We start from the raw sequence: 17,385 nt of genomic DNA, 5'->3' as shown, positions 1-17,385 counted from the left end.
GCCGCGCAGCGGCCCCAGAAATAGGTGTACCAAGCTGAAATCCGGGGGCCGCTCTGCGGCCCTTTCGCGACGCAAGGCCGCTCCCACAAAATCCGCTTCCGGCCGGCGATCACACCAGCCGCTGCCCCGAAACCGACGGGTGATACAGCGGCTGTACCTTGTTCCCCGCCGGATCCAGCAGGTGGAAGCTGCGCGCACCATCACCATGGTTGAACGGCTTGTCGAGCAATGTCACCCCACGCGCCTTGAAGTAGTGGTACCAGGCCTCCAGCTCCTCCACGCTATCGACGATGAAACCGTAATGGTCCAGGGTCTGCAGGCCATTCGCCGCCCCCGCCCCACGCCCCAACGACAGATTGTCGTTACCGCAAGTCAGATAAACCAGGTCCTCATTAGCCCGGTTCAGCACCTCCATGCCCATCACATCGACATAGAAACGTTCACACTCCTCCAGGTTGGGCACCAGCAAGGCGATATGGCGCAGACCATTCAGGCGGCCAGGACGGGCAGGTAATTCGGACATTGGCGCGGCTCCATTTTTGTATACAATTCATTTCAGAATTTAAAACAAAAGGAACGTCCTGTGTATAGCCTGTTCATCAAGACCCGCGTCAAAGCCGGCTGCGCCGAAGCATTTCTCACTGCCATCAAGGTCAATGCCGCTGCCTCTGTCGCTACCGAGCCCGGCTGCCTGGTGTTCGACGTATCCCAGGACCGCATGGATCCAGACGTGATCTACCTGTACGAGATCTACCGTGACGATAATGCGTACGAGGCGCATACACAGACCGCCCACTTTCGCGATAGCCGCCCACTGGTCGAGCCGCTGATCGCAGAGCAGGAGTGCTTCGAAAGTCATGTGATCGCGCGTAACCCGGTGTACTGAGGCCAACATGAAAAAGCCCCGGCAGTGGCCGGGGCTTCGGTGGAGGTGGCCAAATCCTTTTGGCCGACGGGACATTCCTTATTCGGCTTTCAAGCCATCAGCCATCACGCTTTTCACGCCTTTGATATTTTTGGTGATGCGAACAGCTTCAGCCTTTTGCGATTCAGTCACCTTCACGTCAGAAGACAGCGAGACCACACCGTGGCTGGTTTCCACCTTGATATCGCTACCCGGTACGCCTTTCTCGGTCATCAGGTCAGCTTTGACCTTGGTGGTGATCCAGGTGTCAGAGCCTTCCTGTTTGGCGTTGTCCACGGTATTGGCAGCCAACATGACCGGAGCCTGAGTTGGCTGGGCAGCGAAGGCACCGTTGGCCATGGTCAGGGTCAGAGCGGTAGCAGTAGCGGCAGCAATGGCGAACTTCTTCATTTGGGTCACTCCTGTTTGTCGAAAGGTCTGCGCCGTATGTCCTGGCGGCAGGTAACACTGTAGTTGCATGCGCTATGCCAGTTTTTCCGCTTCGCTTGTTTCCTTGTAAATCAACAACTTAACGAATAAGGGGGCAACCGACATTCGTGCATTTTGCAATCAGTGCGAAAAACCTGCATGCAAGATGCAAGTCCGCAAAAGGTTCCCCGTCCTCCAAAAAAAAGGGCCCCAGAGGGGCCCTTTTCCTGTCGCATGTCAGTCGCTTAGACGCCCGAAGCCTTGGCAGCGGCAACGTCCTTGATCGACAGCTTGATACGGCCGCGGTTGTCCACGTCCAGTACCAGCACTTCGACTTCCTGACCTTCTTTCAGTACGTCGGTCACCTTCTCTACGCGAGCGTCGCTCAGCATCGAGATGTGAACCAGGCCGTCCTTGCCAGGCAGGATGTTGACAAAGGCGCCGAAGTCGACGATTCGCTCGACCTTGCCGACGTAGATCTTGCCGATCTCGGCCTCGGCGGTGATGCCCAGGATGCGCTGCTTGGCTGCGTCTGCCGCGTCCTTGGTTTCGCCGAAGATCTTGATCGAGCCGTCATCTTCGATGTCGATCGAAGCCTTGGTTTCTTCGCAGATGGCGCGAATGGTAGCGCCGCCTTTGCCGATGACATCACGGATCTTGTCGGTGTCGATCTTCATCGCGATCATGGTCGGGGCATTGGCCGACAGCTCGGTACGCGACTCGCCAATGATCTGGTTCATCTGGCCGAGGATGTTCAGGCGCGCTTCCAGGGCCTGGCCCAGGGCGATTTCCATGATCTCTTCGGTGATGCCGTTGATCTTGATGTCCATCTGCAGCGCGGTAACACCTTTGGCGGTACCCGCAACCTTGAAGTCCATGTCGCCGAGGTGGTCTTCGTCACCGAGGATATCGGTCAGGACTGCGAACTTCTCGCCTTCCTTGACCAGGCCCATGGCGATACCGGCAACGGGTGCCTTCATCGGTACACCGGCGTCCATCAAGGCCAGGGAAGCACCGCAGACCGAAGCCATGGAGCTGGAACCGTTGGATTCGGTGATTTCCGACACCACACGGATGGTGTACGGGAACACGTCGGCAGATGGCAGCATGGCCTGAACCGAACGACGGGCCAGACGGCCGTGGCCGATTTCGCGACGACCGGCACCCCCCATGCGACCACACTCGCCCACCGAGAACGGTGGGAAGTTGTAGTGCAGCATGAACGGGTCTTTCTTCTCGCCTTCGAGGGTGTCCAGCAGCTGGGCATCACGCGCAGTACCCAGGGTCGCGACGACCAGGGCCTGGGTTTCGCCACGGGTGAACAGGGCCGAGCCGTGGGTCTTCGGCAGCACACCGACTTCGATGTTCAGCGGACGTACGGTCTTGGTGTCGCGGCCGTCGATACGTGGCTTGCCATTGACGATGTTTTCGCGAACGGTGCGGTATTCGATTTCGCCGAAGATTTCTTTGACTTCAGCAGCCGAAGGTTGGCCTTCTTCACCGGAGAACTTGGCAACGGCCTGATCGCGCAGCTCGCCCAGGCGCGCATAGCGGTCGGCCTTGACGGTGATGGTGTAGCCCTGGGAAATGGCTTCGCCGAACTCTGCACGGATGGCGTTGAACAGTTCGGTATTGGCAACGGCAGGTTTCCAGTCCCAGGTCGGCTTGCCCGCTTCGGCGGCCAGCTCTTTGACAGCCTGGATGACAGCCTGGAACTCGTCGTGGGCGAACAGCACGGCGCCCAGCATCTGGTCTTCGGTCAGCTCTTGAGCTTCCGACTCAACCATCAGAACGGCGTCGGAGGTACCGGCAACGACCATGTCCAGGCTCGAAGCAGCCAGCTGCTCGTAGGTCGGGTTCAGCAGGTAGCCGGTGCTTTCGTGGAAGGCAACACGGGCAGCGCCAATCGGGCCTTCGAACGGAATGCCGGAGATGGCCAGGGCAGCCGAGGTACCGATCATCGCAGCGATGTCCGGATCGGTCTTCTTGCTGGTGGAAACCACGGTGCAGACAACCTGCACTTCGTTCATGAACCCTTCTGGGAACAGCGGGCGGATCGGACGGTCGATCAGGCGCGAGGTCAGCGTCTCTTTCTCGGAAGGACGGCCTTCACGCTTGAAGAAGCCACCCGGGATCTTGCCGGCGGCGTAGGTCTTTTCCTGGTAGTGGACCGACAGCGGGAAGAAACCCTTGCCTGGATCGGCCTGCTTGGCACCGACCACGGTCACCAGCACGGTGACGTCGTTGTCGACGGTAACCAGCACGGCGCCGGTTGCCTGACGGGCGATACGGCCCGTTTCGAGAGTAACGGTCGATTGACCGAACTGGAATTTCTTGATTACCGGGTTCACGGTTTCCTACCTTTTTTCAGTGGCTCTGGGGGAACTGGTTTCTTGCGAATTCTTGGGCAGAACGGGGAATCGGCCCCATTGACCGTCCAGATACAACACGAGGTTGGGAACCTGGCTGCTGTGCGGTAAACCGCTCAGCAAAACCAGGCTGCCAACCTCGGAGATACGCGTGGCGTGCCCGACGGCGATGCTGCAAAGCAGCATAGCCGAAGCTTGCGACACGCCATGCACACCACTGACCAGGCCGCTATTAGCGACGCAGGCCCAGGCGACCGATCAGGGCGCTGTAACGAGTGGTGTCTTTGCCCTTCAGGTAGTCCAGCAGCTTACGACGCTGGTTGACCATACGGATCAGACCACGACGGGAGTGGTGGTCTTTGTCGTTGGCCTTGAAGTGGCCTTGCAGCTTGTTGATGTTGGCGGTCAGCAGAGCAACCTGCACTTCCGGGCTACCGGTATCGCCGGCGGCTTGCTGGTATTCGGCAACGATCTGAGCTTTTTCTTCAACGCTGAGGGCCATGAGGCTTCTCCAAATCAAACGGATCCCGCAAGCGGGGTCCAATAGGCCAGGGACAAAACCCTGTATTAATAAAATGAGCTGTGACCGTGCCTACTGACAGCCACCCTCGACCCACCGGTTTCAGCCAAAGCCTCGACCTGTGGTTTCGGTCATTCCGACCGAATCAATCGACGCGGCGCAATGCGCCCGTCTTCGCTCACTTCACCGATACCGATGAAGCGGCCATTGTGATCCTGTACGCGGACCATGCCAAACTGCGGTGCATCCGGCGCACGCACTGCCTGGCCATGCAGCCAGTAAAACGCGCTGTGCTCGGACAGGCACACCAGTGGCCAGTCCTGCAGCCCGCTGTCGGATGGCATCAGGAAGCGGTCGAGCGCTTCGTTGCCGCCTTCGGCATGGGCCTGCTCGAGTGCCTCGAGGGTCACCGTCTGGGCCAGGGCAAAAGGCCCGGCCTGGGTCCGGCGCAACTCGGCGACGTAGGCGCCACAGCCCAAGGCCTCGCCGATATCCTCCACCAGGGTGCGGATATAGGTGCCTTTGCTGCAGCCAACCGACAACCGTGCACGGGTGCCTTCGCACTCGAGCAACTCCAAGCGGCCAATAGTAACAGAACGCGCCTCGCGCTCCACTACCTCTCCTGCACGTGCCAGTTTGTACAGCGGTTGGCCGTCACGCTTGAGCGCCGAGTACATCGGCGGTACCTGAAGGATTTCACCGCGAAAACGCGGGATCACCGCTTCGATATCGGCGCGACCAACGGTCACCTCGCGGGTCTGCAGGACTTCACCTTCAGCGTCTGCGGTGCTGGTAGTCTGCCCCAGCTGCATGACCGTTTCGTAGCCCTTGTCGGAATCGAGCAGGTACTGCGAAAACTTGGTCGCCTCACCAAAGCACAGCGGCAGCACGCCGGTGGCCAGTGGGTCGAGGCTGCCGGTGTGGCCGGCCTTCTCGGCATTGAGCAACCAACGGACCTTCTGCAGCGCGGCGTTGGAGGTAAAGCCCAGCGGCTTGTCGAGCAGGATGATGCCGCTGACGTTGCGGCGGATACGTTTGACCTGGGCCACCGCTTACTCCTTGGCGTCCGACTCGTCGGCATCCTTGTGCAGGCGGTCTTCGGCCACTGCACGCTCGATCAGCGCCGAGAGGTGGACACCGCGGCTGACACTTTCATCGAAGTGGAAGTGCAACTGCGGCACGCTGCGCAGTTGCATCGAGCGGCCCAGGTGCAGGCGCAGGAAGCTTGCGGCGCTGTTCAGGGCCTTGAGCGACTGCTGCACGGCGTCTGGCGCTTCTTCGCCCATGACGGTGATGAAGACCTTGGCATGGCCCAGGTCGCGGCTGACATCCACAGCGGTGATGGTCACCAGGCCGACGCGTGGGTCCTTGACTTCACGGCGGATCAGCTCGGCCAGCTCACGCTGCATCTGATCACCGATACGTTGGGTACGGCTGTATTCTTTGGCCATTCTTGCTACCTGTAACTTAAAGCGGCAAACGCCCGGTGAGGCATAAGCCTGACCGGGCGCTACCTACTGAGGCGCTGCCCACCGCCCTGCGGCGGGGGCTGGCGCCCTGCTCACCCTTAAAGGGTACGAGCAACCTGGACTTTCTCGAAGACTTCGATCTTGTCGCCGACCTTGACGTCGTTGTAGCTCTTGACGCCAATACCGCACTCCATGCCCGAACGCACTTCGGAAGCGTCGTCCTTGAAGCGACGCAGCGATTCCAGTTCACCTTCGAAGATCACAACGTCTTCGCGCAGTACGCGGATCGGACGGTTGCGGTACACGGTACCTTCGATGACCATACAGCCAGCGATGGCGCCGAACTTCGGCGAACGGAACACGTCACGGACTTCAGCAACGCCCAGAATGTTCTCGCGAACATCGCTGCCGAGCATGCCGGTCAGGGCTTTCTTGACGTCTTCGATGATGTCGTAGATCACGTTGTAGTAACGCATATCCAGACCTTCCTGCTCGACGATCTTGCGCGCGCCGGCATCGGCACGCACGTTGAAGCCGAACAGTACTGCATTCGAAGCCAGCGCCAGGTTGGCGTCGCTTTCGGTGATACCACCGACGCCGCCACCAATCACGCGCACCTGAACTTCGTCGTTGCCCAGACCAGACAGCGAGCCCTGCAGTGCTTCCAGGGAGCCCCGCACGTCGGTCTTGAGGACGATGTTGAGGGTCTTCTTCTCTTCCTGACCCATGGTCTCGAAGATGTTTTCCAGCTTGCCGGCGTGAGCACGGGCCAGCTTGACCTCGCGGTATTTGCCTTGACGGAACAGGGCAACTTCACGGGCCTTCTTCTCGTCGGCAACCACGGACAGCTCGTCACCGGCTTCCGGGGTACCGTCCAGGCCGAGGATCTCGACCGGGATCGACGGGCCGGCTTCCTTCACAGGCTTGCCGTTCTCGTCGAGCATGGCACGTACGCGGCCATAGTTGGAGCCGCACAGGACCATGTCGCCCTGACGCAGGGTACCGTCCTGGACCAGGATGGTCGCCACCGGACCACGGCCCTTGTCCAGGCGCGATTCGACCACGACGCCACGACCTGGAGCGGTCGGGGTGGCGGTCAGCTCGAGAATTTCGGCCTGCAGCAAGACGGCTTCGAGCAATTCGTCGACACCGGTACCCATCTTCGCCGAAACCTTGACGAACGGCGTGTCACCGCCCCAGTCCTCGGAGGTCACGCCTTCGACGGCCAGTTCGTTGCGGATGCGATCGAGGTCGGCACCCGGCTTGTCGATCTTGTTCACTGCAACCACCAGCGGAACGCCAGCAGCCTTGGCATGCTGAACGGCTTCGCGGGTTTGCGGCATCACGCCGTCGTCCGCCGCCACCACCAGGATGACGATGTCGGTGGCCTTGGCACCACGGGCACGCATCGCGGTAAACGCGGCGTGGCCCGGGGTATCGAGGAAGGTGACCATGCCGCGGTCGGTTTCCACGTGGTAGGCACCGATGTGCTGGGTAATACCACCGGCTTCGCCGGCAGCAACCTTGGCACGACGGATGTAGTCGAGCAGCGAGGTCTTACCGTGGTCGACGTGACCCATGACCGTAACTACCGGCGCACGCGACTCGGTCTGGCCCTCGAACTTCAGCGATTCGGCCAGGGAATCTTCCAGAGCGGTATCGCTGATCAGGGTGACCTTGTGACCCAGCTCTTCTGCGACCAGCTGAGCGGTTTCCTGGTCGAGCACCTGGTTGATGGTAACCGGGGTACCCAGCTTGAACATGAACTTGACCACTTCGGCGCCCTTGACGGACATCTGGTTGGCCAGCTCGGAGACGGTAATGGTCTCGCCGATGGTCACGTCACGAATGACGGGGCCGGTCGGGTTCTGGAAGCCGTGCTGATTACGTTTCTTCAGCTTGCTCTTGCCACCACGGCCACGACGAGCGCCATCGCTCTCTTCGTCGGTGGTGCGCGGTGCGGCACGAGGAGTCGGAGCCTTTTCCTTCTCCTTGACCTTGACCTTGATCGACACGCGCGGCGCTTCGCCACGACGCTCGCCACCACGACGGTCTTCGTCACGGGTGCGGCCTTCGTTGCGACGGGCTTCGTCCTTCTTGCGCTCGGCAGCACGGGCGGCGGCGTCTTCGGACGCCGGGGCGTCGGCGACTACCGGGGCCGGAGCCGGAGCCGGTGCTGGTTCGGCCTTTGCCACAGGCGCCGGAGCTGGCGCTGCAGCAGCATCGGCCGCCTGACGGCGAGCCTGCTCTTCGTTGCGCTGGCGAACTTCGGCCTCGACCTTTTCGCGAGCGGCATTTTCAGCCGCGCGGCGATCATCCAGCTCACGCTTCTGCTCGGCCTGGATTTCTTCCGGGCTGCGCTGAACGAAAACTTTCTTCTTGCGTACTTCTACGCTGATGCTTTTGCTACCGGCGACACGCAGGGTGCTGGTGGTCTTGCGCTGCAAGGTAATCTTGCGCGGCTCTTCCGCCTTGCTCTTGTGGCTGCTCTTCAAATGGGTCAGCAGAGTCTGCTTTTCATTGTCGGTCACTACCTGACCGGCGTCGGTGTGCGGCAGACCTGCCTCACGCATCTGCTGCAGCAGGCGCTCTACCGGTGCCTCGACCTCTTGGGCCAGTTCTTTCACCGTGACTTGCGTCATGCACTTCTCTCCTCAGGCCGCGCCTAATTACTCGAACCAGTGGGCTCGGGCGGCCATGATCAACTTGCCGGCACGCTCTTCGTCGATGCCGTCGATGTCGAGCAGGTCGTCAATCGACTGCTCGGCCAGGTCTTCGCGGTTAACCACGCCGCGCACCGCCAGTTCCGCTGCCAGGTCCTTGTCCATGCCCTCGAGGGAGAGCAAGTCGTCGGACGGATGGGCGTCTGCCAGTTTTTCTTCGGTAGCGATGGCCTTGGTCAACAAACGGTCCTTGGCACGAGCGCGCAGCTCATTGACGATTTCTTCGTCAAAGCCATCGATGTTGAGCATTTCTTCCAACGGTACGTAGGCAATCTCTTCGAGGCTGGTGAAGCCTTCGTCGACCAGCACTTGGGCCAGCTCCTCGTCGACTTCCAGCTCTTCGATGAAATTACGCAGGATGTCGCCGGTTTCAGCCTGTTGCTTGGCCTGGATGTCCTTCTCGGTCATCACGTTCAGGGTCCAGCCAGTCAGCTGACTGGCCAGGCGAACGTTCTGGCCACCACGGCCAATGGCTTGTGCCAGGTTGTCTTCGGCAACGGCGATGTCCATTGCATGGGCATCTTCATCAACGATGATCGCCGCGACTTCAGCCGGCGACATGGCGTTGATGACGAATTGCGCCGGGTTCTCGTCCCACAAGACGATATCCACGCGCTCACCACCCAGCTCGCCGGATACGGCCTGGACGCGCGAACCGCGCATGCCGATACAGGCACCTTGCGGGTCGATGCGCTTGTCCTTGGAGCGGACGGCGATCTTGGCACGCGACCCCGGATCACGGGATGCAGCCATGACTTCGATGAGGCCTTCGGCGATTTCCGGCACTTCGATGCGGAACAGCTCGATCAGCATCTGCGGCGCGGTGCGCGACAGGATCAGCTGAGGACCGCGGTTCTCGGTGCGGATTTCCTTGAGCAGCGCACGCAGGCGCACGCCAACACGGAAGGTCTCACGTGGAATGATGTCTTCGCGGGCCAGCAGGGCCTCGGCGTTGTTACCCAGATCAACGATGACGTTGTCACGGGTGACTTTCTTGACGGTGCCGGAGATGATCTCGTTGACCCGCTCGCGGTAGGCGTCAACCACCTGGGCGCGCTCGGCTTCACGAACCTTCTGCACGATGACCTGCTTGGCGGTCTGCGCGGCGATACGGCCGAATTCGATGGACTCGATCTTTTCTTCGATCACGTCACCGACTTTCGCTTCAGGGTGAGTGTCCTTGATCTTGTCCAGCCAGGTTTCGATCGCCGGATCGTCCAGGTCGTTCTCGTCGACCACGGTCCAGCGACGGAACGTCTCATAGCTACCGGTGTGGCGGTTGATTTCCACACGCAGATCGACTTCGTCCTCAAAACGTTTTTTGGTTGCAGTAGCCAGGGCCACTTCCAGCGCTTCGAAAATGACGCCGGGCGGTACACCTTTTTCGTTGGATACCGATTCAACAACCAGCAGTACTTCTTTGCTCATCGTACGCCTCGCCTTGCGCAAGCCATTAGGCCCGGATAGTCCGCCGGGCCCGGCACGTCTCAGTCAAAACTGGGAATAATATTGGCCTTGTCGATCGAATCGATCGGCAGCAGGAACTCCTGGTTGTCCACCTGGACCACCACGTCCTGATCCTCCACACCGCGGAGAAGGCCCTGGAAGTTACGACGCCCCTCGAAGGGTGAACGCAGCTTGATCTTCACTTGTTCGCCGGCATGCGAGGCAAACTGTTCCAGAGTGAACAGTGGGCGATCCATGCCTGGAGAGGAGACCTCAAGGGTATATTCGCTGCTGATCGGATCTTCCACATCGAGGATCGCGCTGGCCTGACGGCTGACCGCTTCGCAGTCGTCCACCAGGATGCCGTCTTCCTTGTCGATATAGATGCGCAGTACCGAATGCTTACCCTGGGATACGAATTCGATCCCCCAGCACTGATAGCCCAGACCCTCGACCACCGGGGCCAACAAGGCCTGCAACTGTTCTAGCTTGCTCGACACCTGAACCCCCTCGTGCATGCTGTGCAAATAAAAAATGGGCGAAGCGCCCATCCCTGAAAGCGCCGTAGGACAACGACGCCGTAAATTTCGTTCAGCTAGCAAAAAGCCCCTGAAAAGGGGCTCCGCTGAAGCTGGTTGCGGGGGCTGGATTTGAACCAACGACCTTCGGGTTATGAGCCCGACGAGCTACCAAGCTGCTCCACCCCGCGACAAAGCTGGGGCGAAAGTATAAGACTTAACCTGCTTATGGGTCAAACCCAAACCTTCACCTGCAAGAAAGCCCGCTAAAGCGGGCTCTCAAGCTTCAATTGGTACCGAGAAGGGGACTCGAACCCCTACACCCTATGGGCACAACCACCTCAAGGTTGCGTGTCTACCAATTCCACCACCTCGGCAATACTACTACTTGAAACCCGTTACTTCTGCTCTTCGGCCGGAGGAGGTACATCACCTTTAGGGGTGCTGTCACTCTTCTGTTCCTGGAGCACCGGTACATCATCATTAACTGCCGGTTTCTGCGGCTCTTTCACTTCTAGCACCGCTGGATCTGGAAGACCTGCTTGGCTAAGCTGGTGAGCTTGTTGCTTCGCGAAGTATCCTAACCCAAGTGCTGTCAAAAAGAAAGTGGCAGCGAGTATAGCAGTCAATTTACTCAGGAAGGTAGCAGAACCTTGGCTTCCGAACACAGTGTTTGAGGCACCTGCGCCGAAAGATGCACCTGCTTCCGCACCCTTACCCTGTTGCAGCAGAACCAGCACTACAAGTGACAGCGCTGCCAACAGATGAAAAACAACGATAACTGTTTCCAGCATTTGTTCAGTTTCCTGCGGCGCGACAAATTGCACCGAATTCGTCTGCGTTCAGGGACGCTCCACCAATGAGCCCCCCATCGATATCCGGCATGCCGAACAGTTCGGCCGCATTGGCCGCCTTCACGCTGCCGCCGTAGAGAAGCTGCACGCTTGCGGCAACTTCGGCGTCTTCGACCGCCAACTGGGCACGGATGGCTGCATGCACATCCTGAGCCTGTTGAGGCGAAGCCGTCAAACCTGTGCCAATAGCCCAAACCGGCTCATAGGCAATTACAGCCTTGGCAAAAGCCTTAACACCGAACGCGTCGATGATACTGCTTAGTTGACGCCCGACAACTTCGAGTGTCTTGCCTGCCTCGCGCTCTTCTAGAGTTTCCCCTACGCAGAGCACCGGCATTAAACCACTAAGTTGAGCGGCTGCAAACTTCTCTTTCAGTACTTCTTCACTTTCGCCAATGATCTGGCGACGCTCTGAGTGACCAATCAAGACCCACTTGCAACCTGCTTCAACCAACTGACTCGGTGCAACTTCACCGGTCAGCGCGCCCTGCTCGGGCTTTATCGCAGAATTCTGTGCTCCGACAGCGATCCCGCTACCCTGCAAACCATCAACCACTTGATTGATGAACAGCGTCGGCGGAAACACCGCGACTTCAACACCGCTTGGCACGGACATATTGCCCAGGCCCAGGATCAGCTCAGCGACGCTGGCGCGGGTACCGTGCATCTTCCAGTTACCAGCTACCATGGGGCGACGCATGCTTTACCTCGTCGGTCAAAGTGGGCGCAGATCTTACCCAACCCGATCTGCGCTGGCAAGCCTCTTTCAGGCACAAACTTCTGCGACCAGCTTGGCCAGGGCTTCGGCATGACCACGCACCTGGTTTTCGTCGTCGCCCTCGACCATTACCCGCACCAAGGGCTCGGTGCCGGATTTGCGCAGCAGCACACGCCCACGCCCCGCCATGGCCTCGGTGACCTTGGCGCTGGCTTCCTTGACGGCCGGATGCTGCAGCGGGTCGACCTTGCTCGCACCGAAACGCACGTTGATCAGGACCTGCGGGCATTTGCGTAGGGCTTGACGCGCCTGCGCCAGGGTTTCGCCACGACGCTTGAGCGCCATCAGCACCTGCAGGGCAGCAATGATCGCGTCACCGGTGGTGGTGTGGTTACAGCACACCACGTGCCCGGAGTTTTCACCCCCGAGCAACCAATCGCGCTCGAGCAGCTCTGCCATTACATAGCGATCGCCGACCTTTGCCCGCACGAACGGAATATCCAGATCCTTGAGCGCAAGCTCAAGGCCCAGGTTGCTCATCAGTGTGCCGACCACGCCGCCTTGCAGCTTGCCACGCTCCTGCAAGTCACGAGCGATGATGAACAGCAACTCGTCGCCGTCGACGATGGCACCGGTGTGGTCGACCATCAATACACGGTCGCCATCGCCGTCGAAGGCAATGCCCAGGTCGGCATGCCCTACCAGTACGGCAGCCTGCAGCGACTCAATATGGGTCGAGCCGCAGCCCTCGTTGATGTTAAGGCCGTCCGGCTGCGCATGCAGCACGGTCACGTCGGCACCCAATTCACGGAACACGCTCGGGGCAACCTTGTAGGTGGCGCCGTGAGCGCAGTCGACCACCAGCTTGAGGCCTTCGAAGCTGGTGCTGCTCGGCACGCTGCTCTTGCAGAACTCGATATAGCGGCCAGCCGCATCGTTGATGCGGGAAACCTTGCCCAGCTTGCTCGATTCGACCACGGTCATCGGCTGATCGAGCAACTCCTCGATCATCAGCTCGACTTCGTCGGGCAGCTTGGTGCCCTGCCCGGAAAAGAACTTGATGCCGTTGTCGTCATGCGGGTTGTGCGAGGCACTGATGACAATGCCCGCTTCAGCATGGAAAGTGCGGGTGAGGTAAGCGATGGCCGGCGTCGGCATAGGCCCGAGCAGCATGACGTCAGCACCGGCTGCAGACAAGCCGGCCTCGAGCGCGGATTCAAACATGTAACCGGAAATACGCGTGTCCTTGCCCACCAGTACACGGCAATTGCCTTGCTTGCGGAAGGCCATGCCAGCCGCCCAGCCCAGCTTCAGCATGAAGTCCGGCGTGATCGGGTATTCGCCGACGCGGCCACGAATACCGTCGGTACCAAAATATTTTCTGCTCATAGGGACTCCAATGTTCTTATTCGGCGTTCTGTACTGCGGCAATCATGCGCACCACGTCGACGGTCTCGGCCACGTCATGGACGCGCAGGATGCTGGCGCCCTTGGTCATGGCCAGAGCCGCCAGCGCGAGGCTGCCATACAGTCGCTCACCGACCGGACGATTCAGCGTCAGGCCGATCATGCTCTTGCGCGAAACGCCCACCAGCAGCGGGCGCCCCAGGCGATAGAGCGCTTCCATGTGTTTGAACAAGCTGAGGTTGTGCGCGAGCGTCTTGGCGAAACCGAAGCCTGGGTCAAGAATGATGCGTTCGGCGGGGATACCCACCGCTGAGCAAGCGGCCATCCGCTGTTCAAGATAGCGCGTTACGTCGGCAGTCACATCGTCGTAATGCGGATTGTCCTGCATGTTCCCGGGTTCACCGCGCATGTGCATCAGGCAAACCGGCAAGCCGGTGTCCGCCGCCGCATCCAGGGCGCCATCGCGCTCCAGCGCACGCACGTCGTTGATCAGGCCGGCACCCAACCGCGCCGACTCGCGAATGACCGCCGGCGTTGAGGTATCGACCGAGATGACCACGTCGAAGCGACTGTTGATGGCCTCGACCATCGGCGCCACGCGCTCGATCTCTTCGGTGACCGAAACCGCACGCGCACCGGGGCGGGTCGATTCTCCACCGATGTCGATCAACGTGGCCCCTGCCGCGATCATCGCCTCGGCATGGCGCAACGCTTCGTCGCGCTGACTGAAGCGCCCGCCATCGGAGAAGGAGTCGGGAGTGACATTGAGGATACCCATGACATGGGTACGGGAGAGATCAAGAACCCGGTTGCCGCAAGGCAACCGGGTCGGGTACTGCACTGAGCTCATAGATGCCCTTAGTGTTGAGCTGCGGGGCCGCCGATCGGCGATTCCGGGCGATCATTCTGGGCAGTCGGTGCGCCCGAATCCTTGTCATCATCCCAATCACGGGGCTCACGCGGCGTACGGCCAGCCATGATATCGTCGATCTGATCGGCATCAATGGTCTCGTACTTCATCAAGGCTTCGGTCATCGCCTCTAGCTTGTCGCGGTTGTCGATCAGCAACTGCTTGGCAGTGGCGTAGCACTGGTCGATGATGCTGCGCACTTCGGAGTCGATCAGCTTGGCCGTCTCGCCAGAAACGCTGGCGTGCTGGCTGGCGGCACTGCGACCGAGGAATACCTCGCCCTCCTCTTCGGCGTACATCAGCGGACCGAGTTTTTCCGACAGGCCCCACTTGGTGACCATGTTGCGAGCGATCTGGCTGGCTCGCATGATGTCGTTGGACGCACCGGTGGTAACGCCATCGAAGCCCAAGGTCATTTCCTCGGCGATCCGACCACCGTACAGCGAGCAGATCTGGCTGATCAGCGCACGCTTGGACAGGCTGTAGCGGTCTTCCTCCGGCAGGAACATGGTGACACCCAAGGCACGACCACGGGGGATGATCGAAACCTTGTAGACCGGATCGTGCTCAGGCACCAGGCGACCGACAATGGCGTGACCGGCCTCGTGATAAGCGGTGTTCCTCTTTTCCTTCTCGGACATGACCATGGTCTTGCGCTCGGCACCCATCATGATCTTGTCCTTGGCCAGTTCGAACTCTTTCATTTCGACCAGGCGCTTGTTGGCGCGAGCGGCGAACAGCGAAGCCTCGTTGACCAGGTTGGCCAGGTCGGCACCCGAGAAGCCTGGGGTACCACGGGCAATGACGGCCGGATTGACGTTTTCGCCGACCGGCACCTTGCGCATGTGCACCTTGAGAATTTGCTCACGGCCACGGATATCCGGCAGACCGACCACGACCTGACGGTCGAAGCGACCAGGGCGCAGCAGCGCAGGGTCGAGCACGTCCGGGCGGTTGGTGGCGGCAATGACGATGATGCCATCGTTCATTTCGAAGCCGTCCATTTCAACCAGCAGCTGGTTGAGGGTCTGCTCGCGCTCGTCGTGACCACCGCCCATGCCGGCGCCACGGTGGCGACCAACAGCGTCGATCTCATCGATGAAGATGATGCACGGAGCATGCTTCTTGGCCTGCTCGAACATGTCACGCACCCGGCTTGCACCTACACCGACGAACATCTCGACGAAGTCGGAACCGGAGATGGTGAAGAACGGTACCTTGGCTTCACCGGCAATGGCTTTGGCCAGCAGGGTCTTACCGGTACCTGGCGGGCCGACCATCAGCACGCCGCGCGGAATACGACCGCCCAGACGCTGGAACTTGCCCGGATCGCGCAGGAATTCGACCAGTTCGCCGACCTCTTCCTTGGCCTCGTCGCAACCGGCGACGTCAGCCAGGGTGGTCTTGACCTGGTCTTCGGAAAGCAGGCGCGCCTTGCTCTTGCCGAAGCTCATCGGCCCGCCCTTGCCCCCTGCACCACCTTGCATCTGGCGCATGAAGAACATGAACACGGCGATGATCACGAGGATCGGGAAGCTTGCCACCAGCAGCTGAGTCCAGATGCTCTGCTGTTCCGGCTGCTTGCCTTCGATGACTACATGGTTGTCGACCAGGTCGCCGATCAGGCCATTGTCGGTAATGGCCGGGCGCACGGTCTTGAAGTTGTCGCCGTCGGCGCGCTTGCCGGTAATGATGTAGCCATCGACGGTCACACGCTCGACCTTGCCATCCTTGACCTGCTGGATGAAGTCGGAATAGTTGAGGGTCTGCGGCTCGTTAGGGCTGGAGAAGTTGTTCATCACCGTCACCAGGACAGCTGCGATGATCAACCACAGGATCAGATTCTTTGCCATGTCGTTCAATTCGCTACCCTCTGAGGCCGGCGCACGACGCAGCCGTGCCTCGCATGATATTCATCGCCCTAACTTACTACATTACCTACGCATCCGCAGGCACCGTCTGTAACCCTTTGTGAAACCTAGACTACACGAAGTTCGGACAATCCAGACGGGGCAGCCGATTGGAATTAACTATCAGCCACCCCGCAATACGCCTCATGCTCCTTTGAAACCCCTGCCCAGCAGGTACTGTTCGCGGGACCGGTCCCGCGAAGACGACGGCTTGCGCATCTGCACCTTGTCGAATTTGCTGCGCACGTCCTTGAGGTACATGTCGAAACCTTCGCCCTGGAAGATCTTGATCAGGAAGTCCCCGCCCGGCTTGAGCACGCGGGTCGCCAGGTCCAGGGCCAGCTCGCAGAGAAACATGGCTCGCGGCATATCCACCGCGGGCGTACCACTCATATTGGGGGCCATGTCGGAAATCACAAGGTCTACGTGCGAATCACCGACCGCCTGCAGAATCTGCTGCAGCACTTCATCCTGGGTGAAGTCGCCCTGAATGAAGGTCACGTCGGGGATCGAGTCCATTTCCAGGATGTCAGAGGCGATCAAGCGACCCTGGCCACCAATCAGACGACTGGTCACCTGCGACCAGCCTCCGGGGGCCGCGCCGAGGTCGATCACACTCATGCCAGGACGGATCAGGCGATCTTTCTCCTGGATCTCCAGCAGTTTGTAGCTCGCACGCGAGCGGTAGCCATCCTTCTGCGCTTGCTTCACAAAAGGATCGTTGAAATGCTCTCGCAGCCAGTTTGCGCTGCTTTTGGAACGTTGTACCACGGGGCACCTCGATGATATGCGTCGTGATTGACTGGGCGGAGCCGGTGGCCCTCGGGTAAAATGCCGGTCAATTTTACAGAATCAGACGGAAAGGGTCAGATTATGCCGCTCAATAACGAGCAGAAGAAGCAATACAAGTCCATTGGTCATGACCTGAAGCCGGTCCTGATCGTAGCTGGCAACGGCTTGAACGAAGGCGTGATCGCCGAACTGGAGCGCGCGCTGGTCGATCACGAACTGATCAAGGTCGAAATCCGCTCGGAAGATCGCGAAGAGCGCGCCGTCGTCATTGCCGAACTGTGCAAGGCCGGCCGCGCCGAACTGGTACAGACCATCGGCAAGAAGGCACTGATCTATCGCAAGAATCCGCAGCCGAACAAGCAGCTGTCCAACATCCACCGTTACAAGTGACGGGTGTGGGAGCGGCCTTGCGTCAC

At 59.9% G+C, this 17,385-nt stretch carries 17 protein-coding genes and 2 tRNA genes; 2 read left to right on the top strand and 17 right to left on the bottom strand.

All coding sequences use genetic code 11. The features are described 5' to 3' along the window. Nucleotides 1-109 precede the first annotated feature (109 nt). Entirely contained in the window at nt 110-523 is a 414-nt protein-coding gene (locus HU738_RS10700) for a VOC family protein (RefSeq protein ID WP_176509695.1), read from the bottom strand. Between the two features lie 60 nt (nt 524-583). On the opposite strand from HU738_RS10700, the gene HU738_RS10695 reads away from it, so the two are divergent. Beyond that, nucleotides 584-886, top strand: a complete 303-nt coding sequence (locus HU738_RS10695) for a heme-binding protein (RefSeq protein WP_186601131.1) — start codon at nt 584-586, stop codon at nt 884-886. A 78-nt stretch (nt 887-964) separates the two neighbouring features. Here the strand turns inward: HU738_RS10695 and HU738_RS10690 are convergent, their stop codons facing one another. From HU738_RS10690 to rlmE, 16 genes are all read right to left on the bottom strand, one after another. Next, nucleotides 965-1,315 carry a BON domain-containing protein gene (locus tag HU738_RS10690; protein ID WP_054885631.1) on the bottom strand — a complete coding sequence of 117 codons (351 nt, stop codon included), beginning with the start codon at nt 1,313-1,315 and terminating at the stop codon, nt 965-967. A gap of 263 nt (nt 1,316-1,578) precedes the next feature. Then, a complete protein-coding gene (pnp, locus tag HU738_RS10685) occupies nt 1,579-3,684 on the bottom strand; it encodes a polyribonucleotide nucleotidyltransferase (RefSeq protein ID WP_099815140.1) in 2,106 nt (701 codons plus the stop codon). Nucleotides 3,685-3,934: 250 nt separating this feature from the next. Beyond that, entirely contained in the window at nt 3,935-4,204 is a 270-nt protein-coding gene (gene rpsO, locus HU738_RS10680; RefSeq protein WP_003249971.1) for a 30S ribosomal protein S15, read from the bottom strand. A 149-nt stretch (nt 4,205-4,353) separates the two neighbouring features. Then, complete coding sequence (gene truB / locus HU738_RS10675) at nt 4,354-5,271, bottom strand: tRNA pseudouridine(55) synthase TruB (protein WP_176509697.1); 918 nt, start codon at nt 5,269-5,271, stop codon at nt 4,354-4,356. Nucleotides 5,272-5,274: 3 nt separating this feature from the next. After that, complete coding sequence (rbfA, locus tag HU738_RS10670) at nt 5,275-5,673, bottom strand: 30S ribosome-binding factor RbfA (protein WP_054885634.1); 399 nt, start codon at nt 5,671-5,673, stop codon at nt 5,275-5,277. Between the two features lie 116 nt (nt 5,674-5,789). Continuing rightward, entirely contained in the window at nt 5,790-8,333 is a 2,544-nt protein-coding gene (gene infB, locus HU738_RS10665) for a translation initiation factor IF-2 (protein WP_176509698.1), read from the bottom strand. 27 nt (nt 8,334-8,360) lie between these two features. Beyond that, nucleotides 8,361-9,842, bottom strand: coding sequence for a transcription termination factor NusA (gene nusA, locus HU738_RS10660; protein ID WP_054885636.1), 1,482 nt, complete (start codon nt 9,840-9,842; stop codon nt 8,361-8,363). Nucleotides 9,843-9,901: 59 nt separating this feature from the next. Continuing rightward, the gene (rimP, locus tag HU738_RS10655) at nt 9,902-10,360 is read right to left on the bottom strand and encodes a ribosome maturation factor RimP (protein WP_054885662.1); all 459 of its coding nucleotides are present in this window, start codon (nt 10,358-10,360) and stop codon (nt 9,902-9,904) included. Nucleotides 10,361-10,492: 132 nt separating this feature from the next. Then, nucleotides 10,493-10,569: transfer RNA gene (locus HU738_RS10650), tRNA-Met, on the bottom strand. Nucleotides 10,570-10,669: 100 nt separating this feature from the next. Continuing rightward, nucleotides 10,670-10,755: transfer RNA gene (locus tag HU738_RS10645), tRNA-Leu, on the bottom strand. A gap of 21 nt (nt 10,756-10,776) precedes the next feature. Continuing rightward, the gene (gene secG, locus HU738_RS10640) at nt 10,777-11,172 is read right to left on the bottom strand and encodes a preprotein translocase subunit SecG (protein WP_186601130.1); all 396 of its coding nucleotides are present in this window, start codon (nt 11,170-11,172) and stop codon (nt 10,777-10,779) included. Nucleotides 11,173-11,176: 4 nt separating this feature from the next. Continuing rightward, nucleotides 11,177-11,932: a triose-phosphate isomerase gene (gene tpiA / locus HU738_RS10635; protein WP_186601129.1), complete on the bottom strand. Its 756-nt coding sequence runs from the start codon at nt 11,930-11,932 to the stop codon at nt 11,177-11,179. A 66-nt stretch (nt 11,933-11,998) separates the two neighbouring features. Continuing rightward, nucleotides 11,999-13,339, bottom strand: coding sequence for a phosphoglucosamine mutase (gene glmM, locus HU738_RS10630; RefSeq protein WP_186601128.1), 1,341 nt, complete (start codon nt 13,337-13,339; stop codon nt 11,999-12,001). A gap of 16 nt (nt 13,340-13,355) precedes the next feature. After that, nucleotides 13,356-14,207 carry a dihydropteroate synthase gene (gene folP, locus HU738_RS10625; RefSeq protein ID WP_186601127.1) on the bottom strand — a complete coding sequence of 284 codons (852 nt, stop codon included), beginning with the start codon at nt 14,205-14,207 and terminating at the stop codon, nt 13,356-13,358. Between the two features lie 8 nt (nt 14,208-14,215). Beyond that, nucleotides 14,216-16,120 (bottom strand): ATP-dependent zinc metalloprotease FtsH, encoded by a 1,905-nt coding sequence (ftsH, locus tag HU738_RS10620; protein WP_176509702.1) that lies wholly within the window; start codon nt 16,118-16,120, stop codon nt 14,216-14,218. A 201-nt stretch (nt 16,121-16,321) separates the two neighbouring features. After that, entirely contained in the window at nt 16,322-16,948 is a 627-nt protein-coding gene (gene rlmE, locus HU738_RS10615) for a 23S rRNA (uridine(2552)-2'-O)-methyltransferase RlmE (protein WP_054885642.1), read from the bottom strand. A 102-nt stretch (nt 16,949-17,050) separates the two neighbouring features. Here rlmE and yhbY point away from each other — a divergent pair, with 102 nt between their 5' ends. Next, complete coding sequence (gene yhbY, locus HU738_RS10610; RefSeq protein ID WP_054885643.1) at nt 17,051-17,359, top strand: ribosome assembly RNA-binding protein YhbY; 309 nt, start codon at nt 17,051-17,053, stop codon at nt 17,357-17,359. Nucleotides 17,360-17,385 lie beyond the last annotated feature (26 nt).

Source organism: Pseudomonas vlassakiae (genome assembly GCF_014269035.2).
Taxonomy (GTDB): domain Bacteria; phylum Pseudomonadota; class Gammaproteobacteria; order Pseudomonadales; family Pseudomonadaceae; genus Aquipseudomonas; species Aquipseudomonas vlassakiae.
This window is presented reverse-complemented; position numbering and strand designations above follow the sequence as displayed.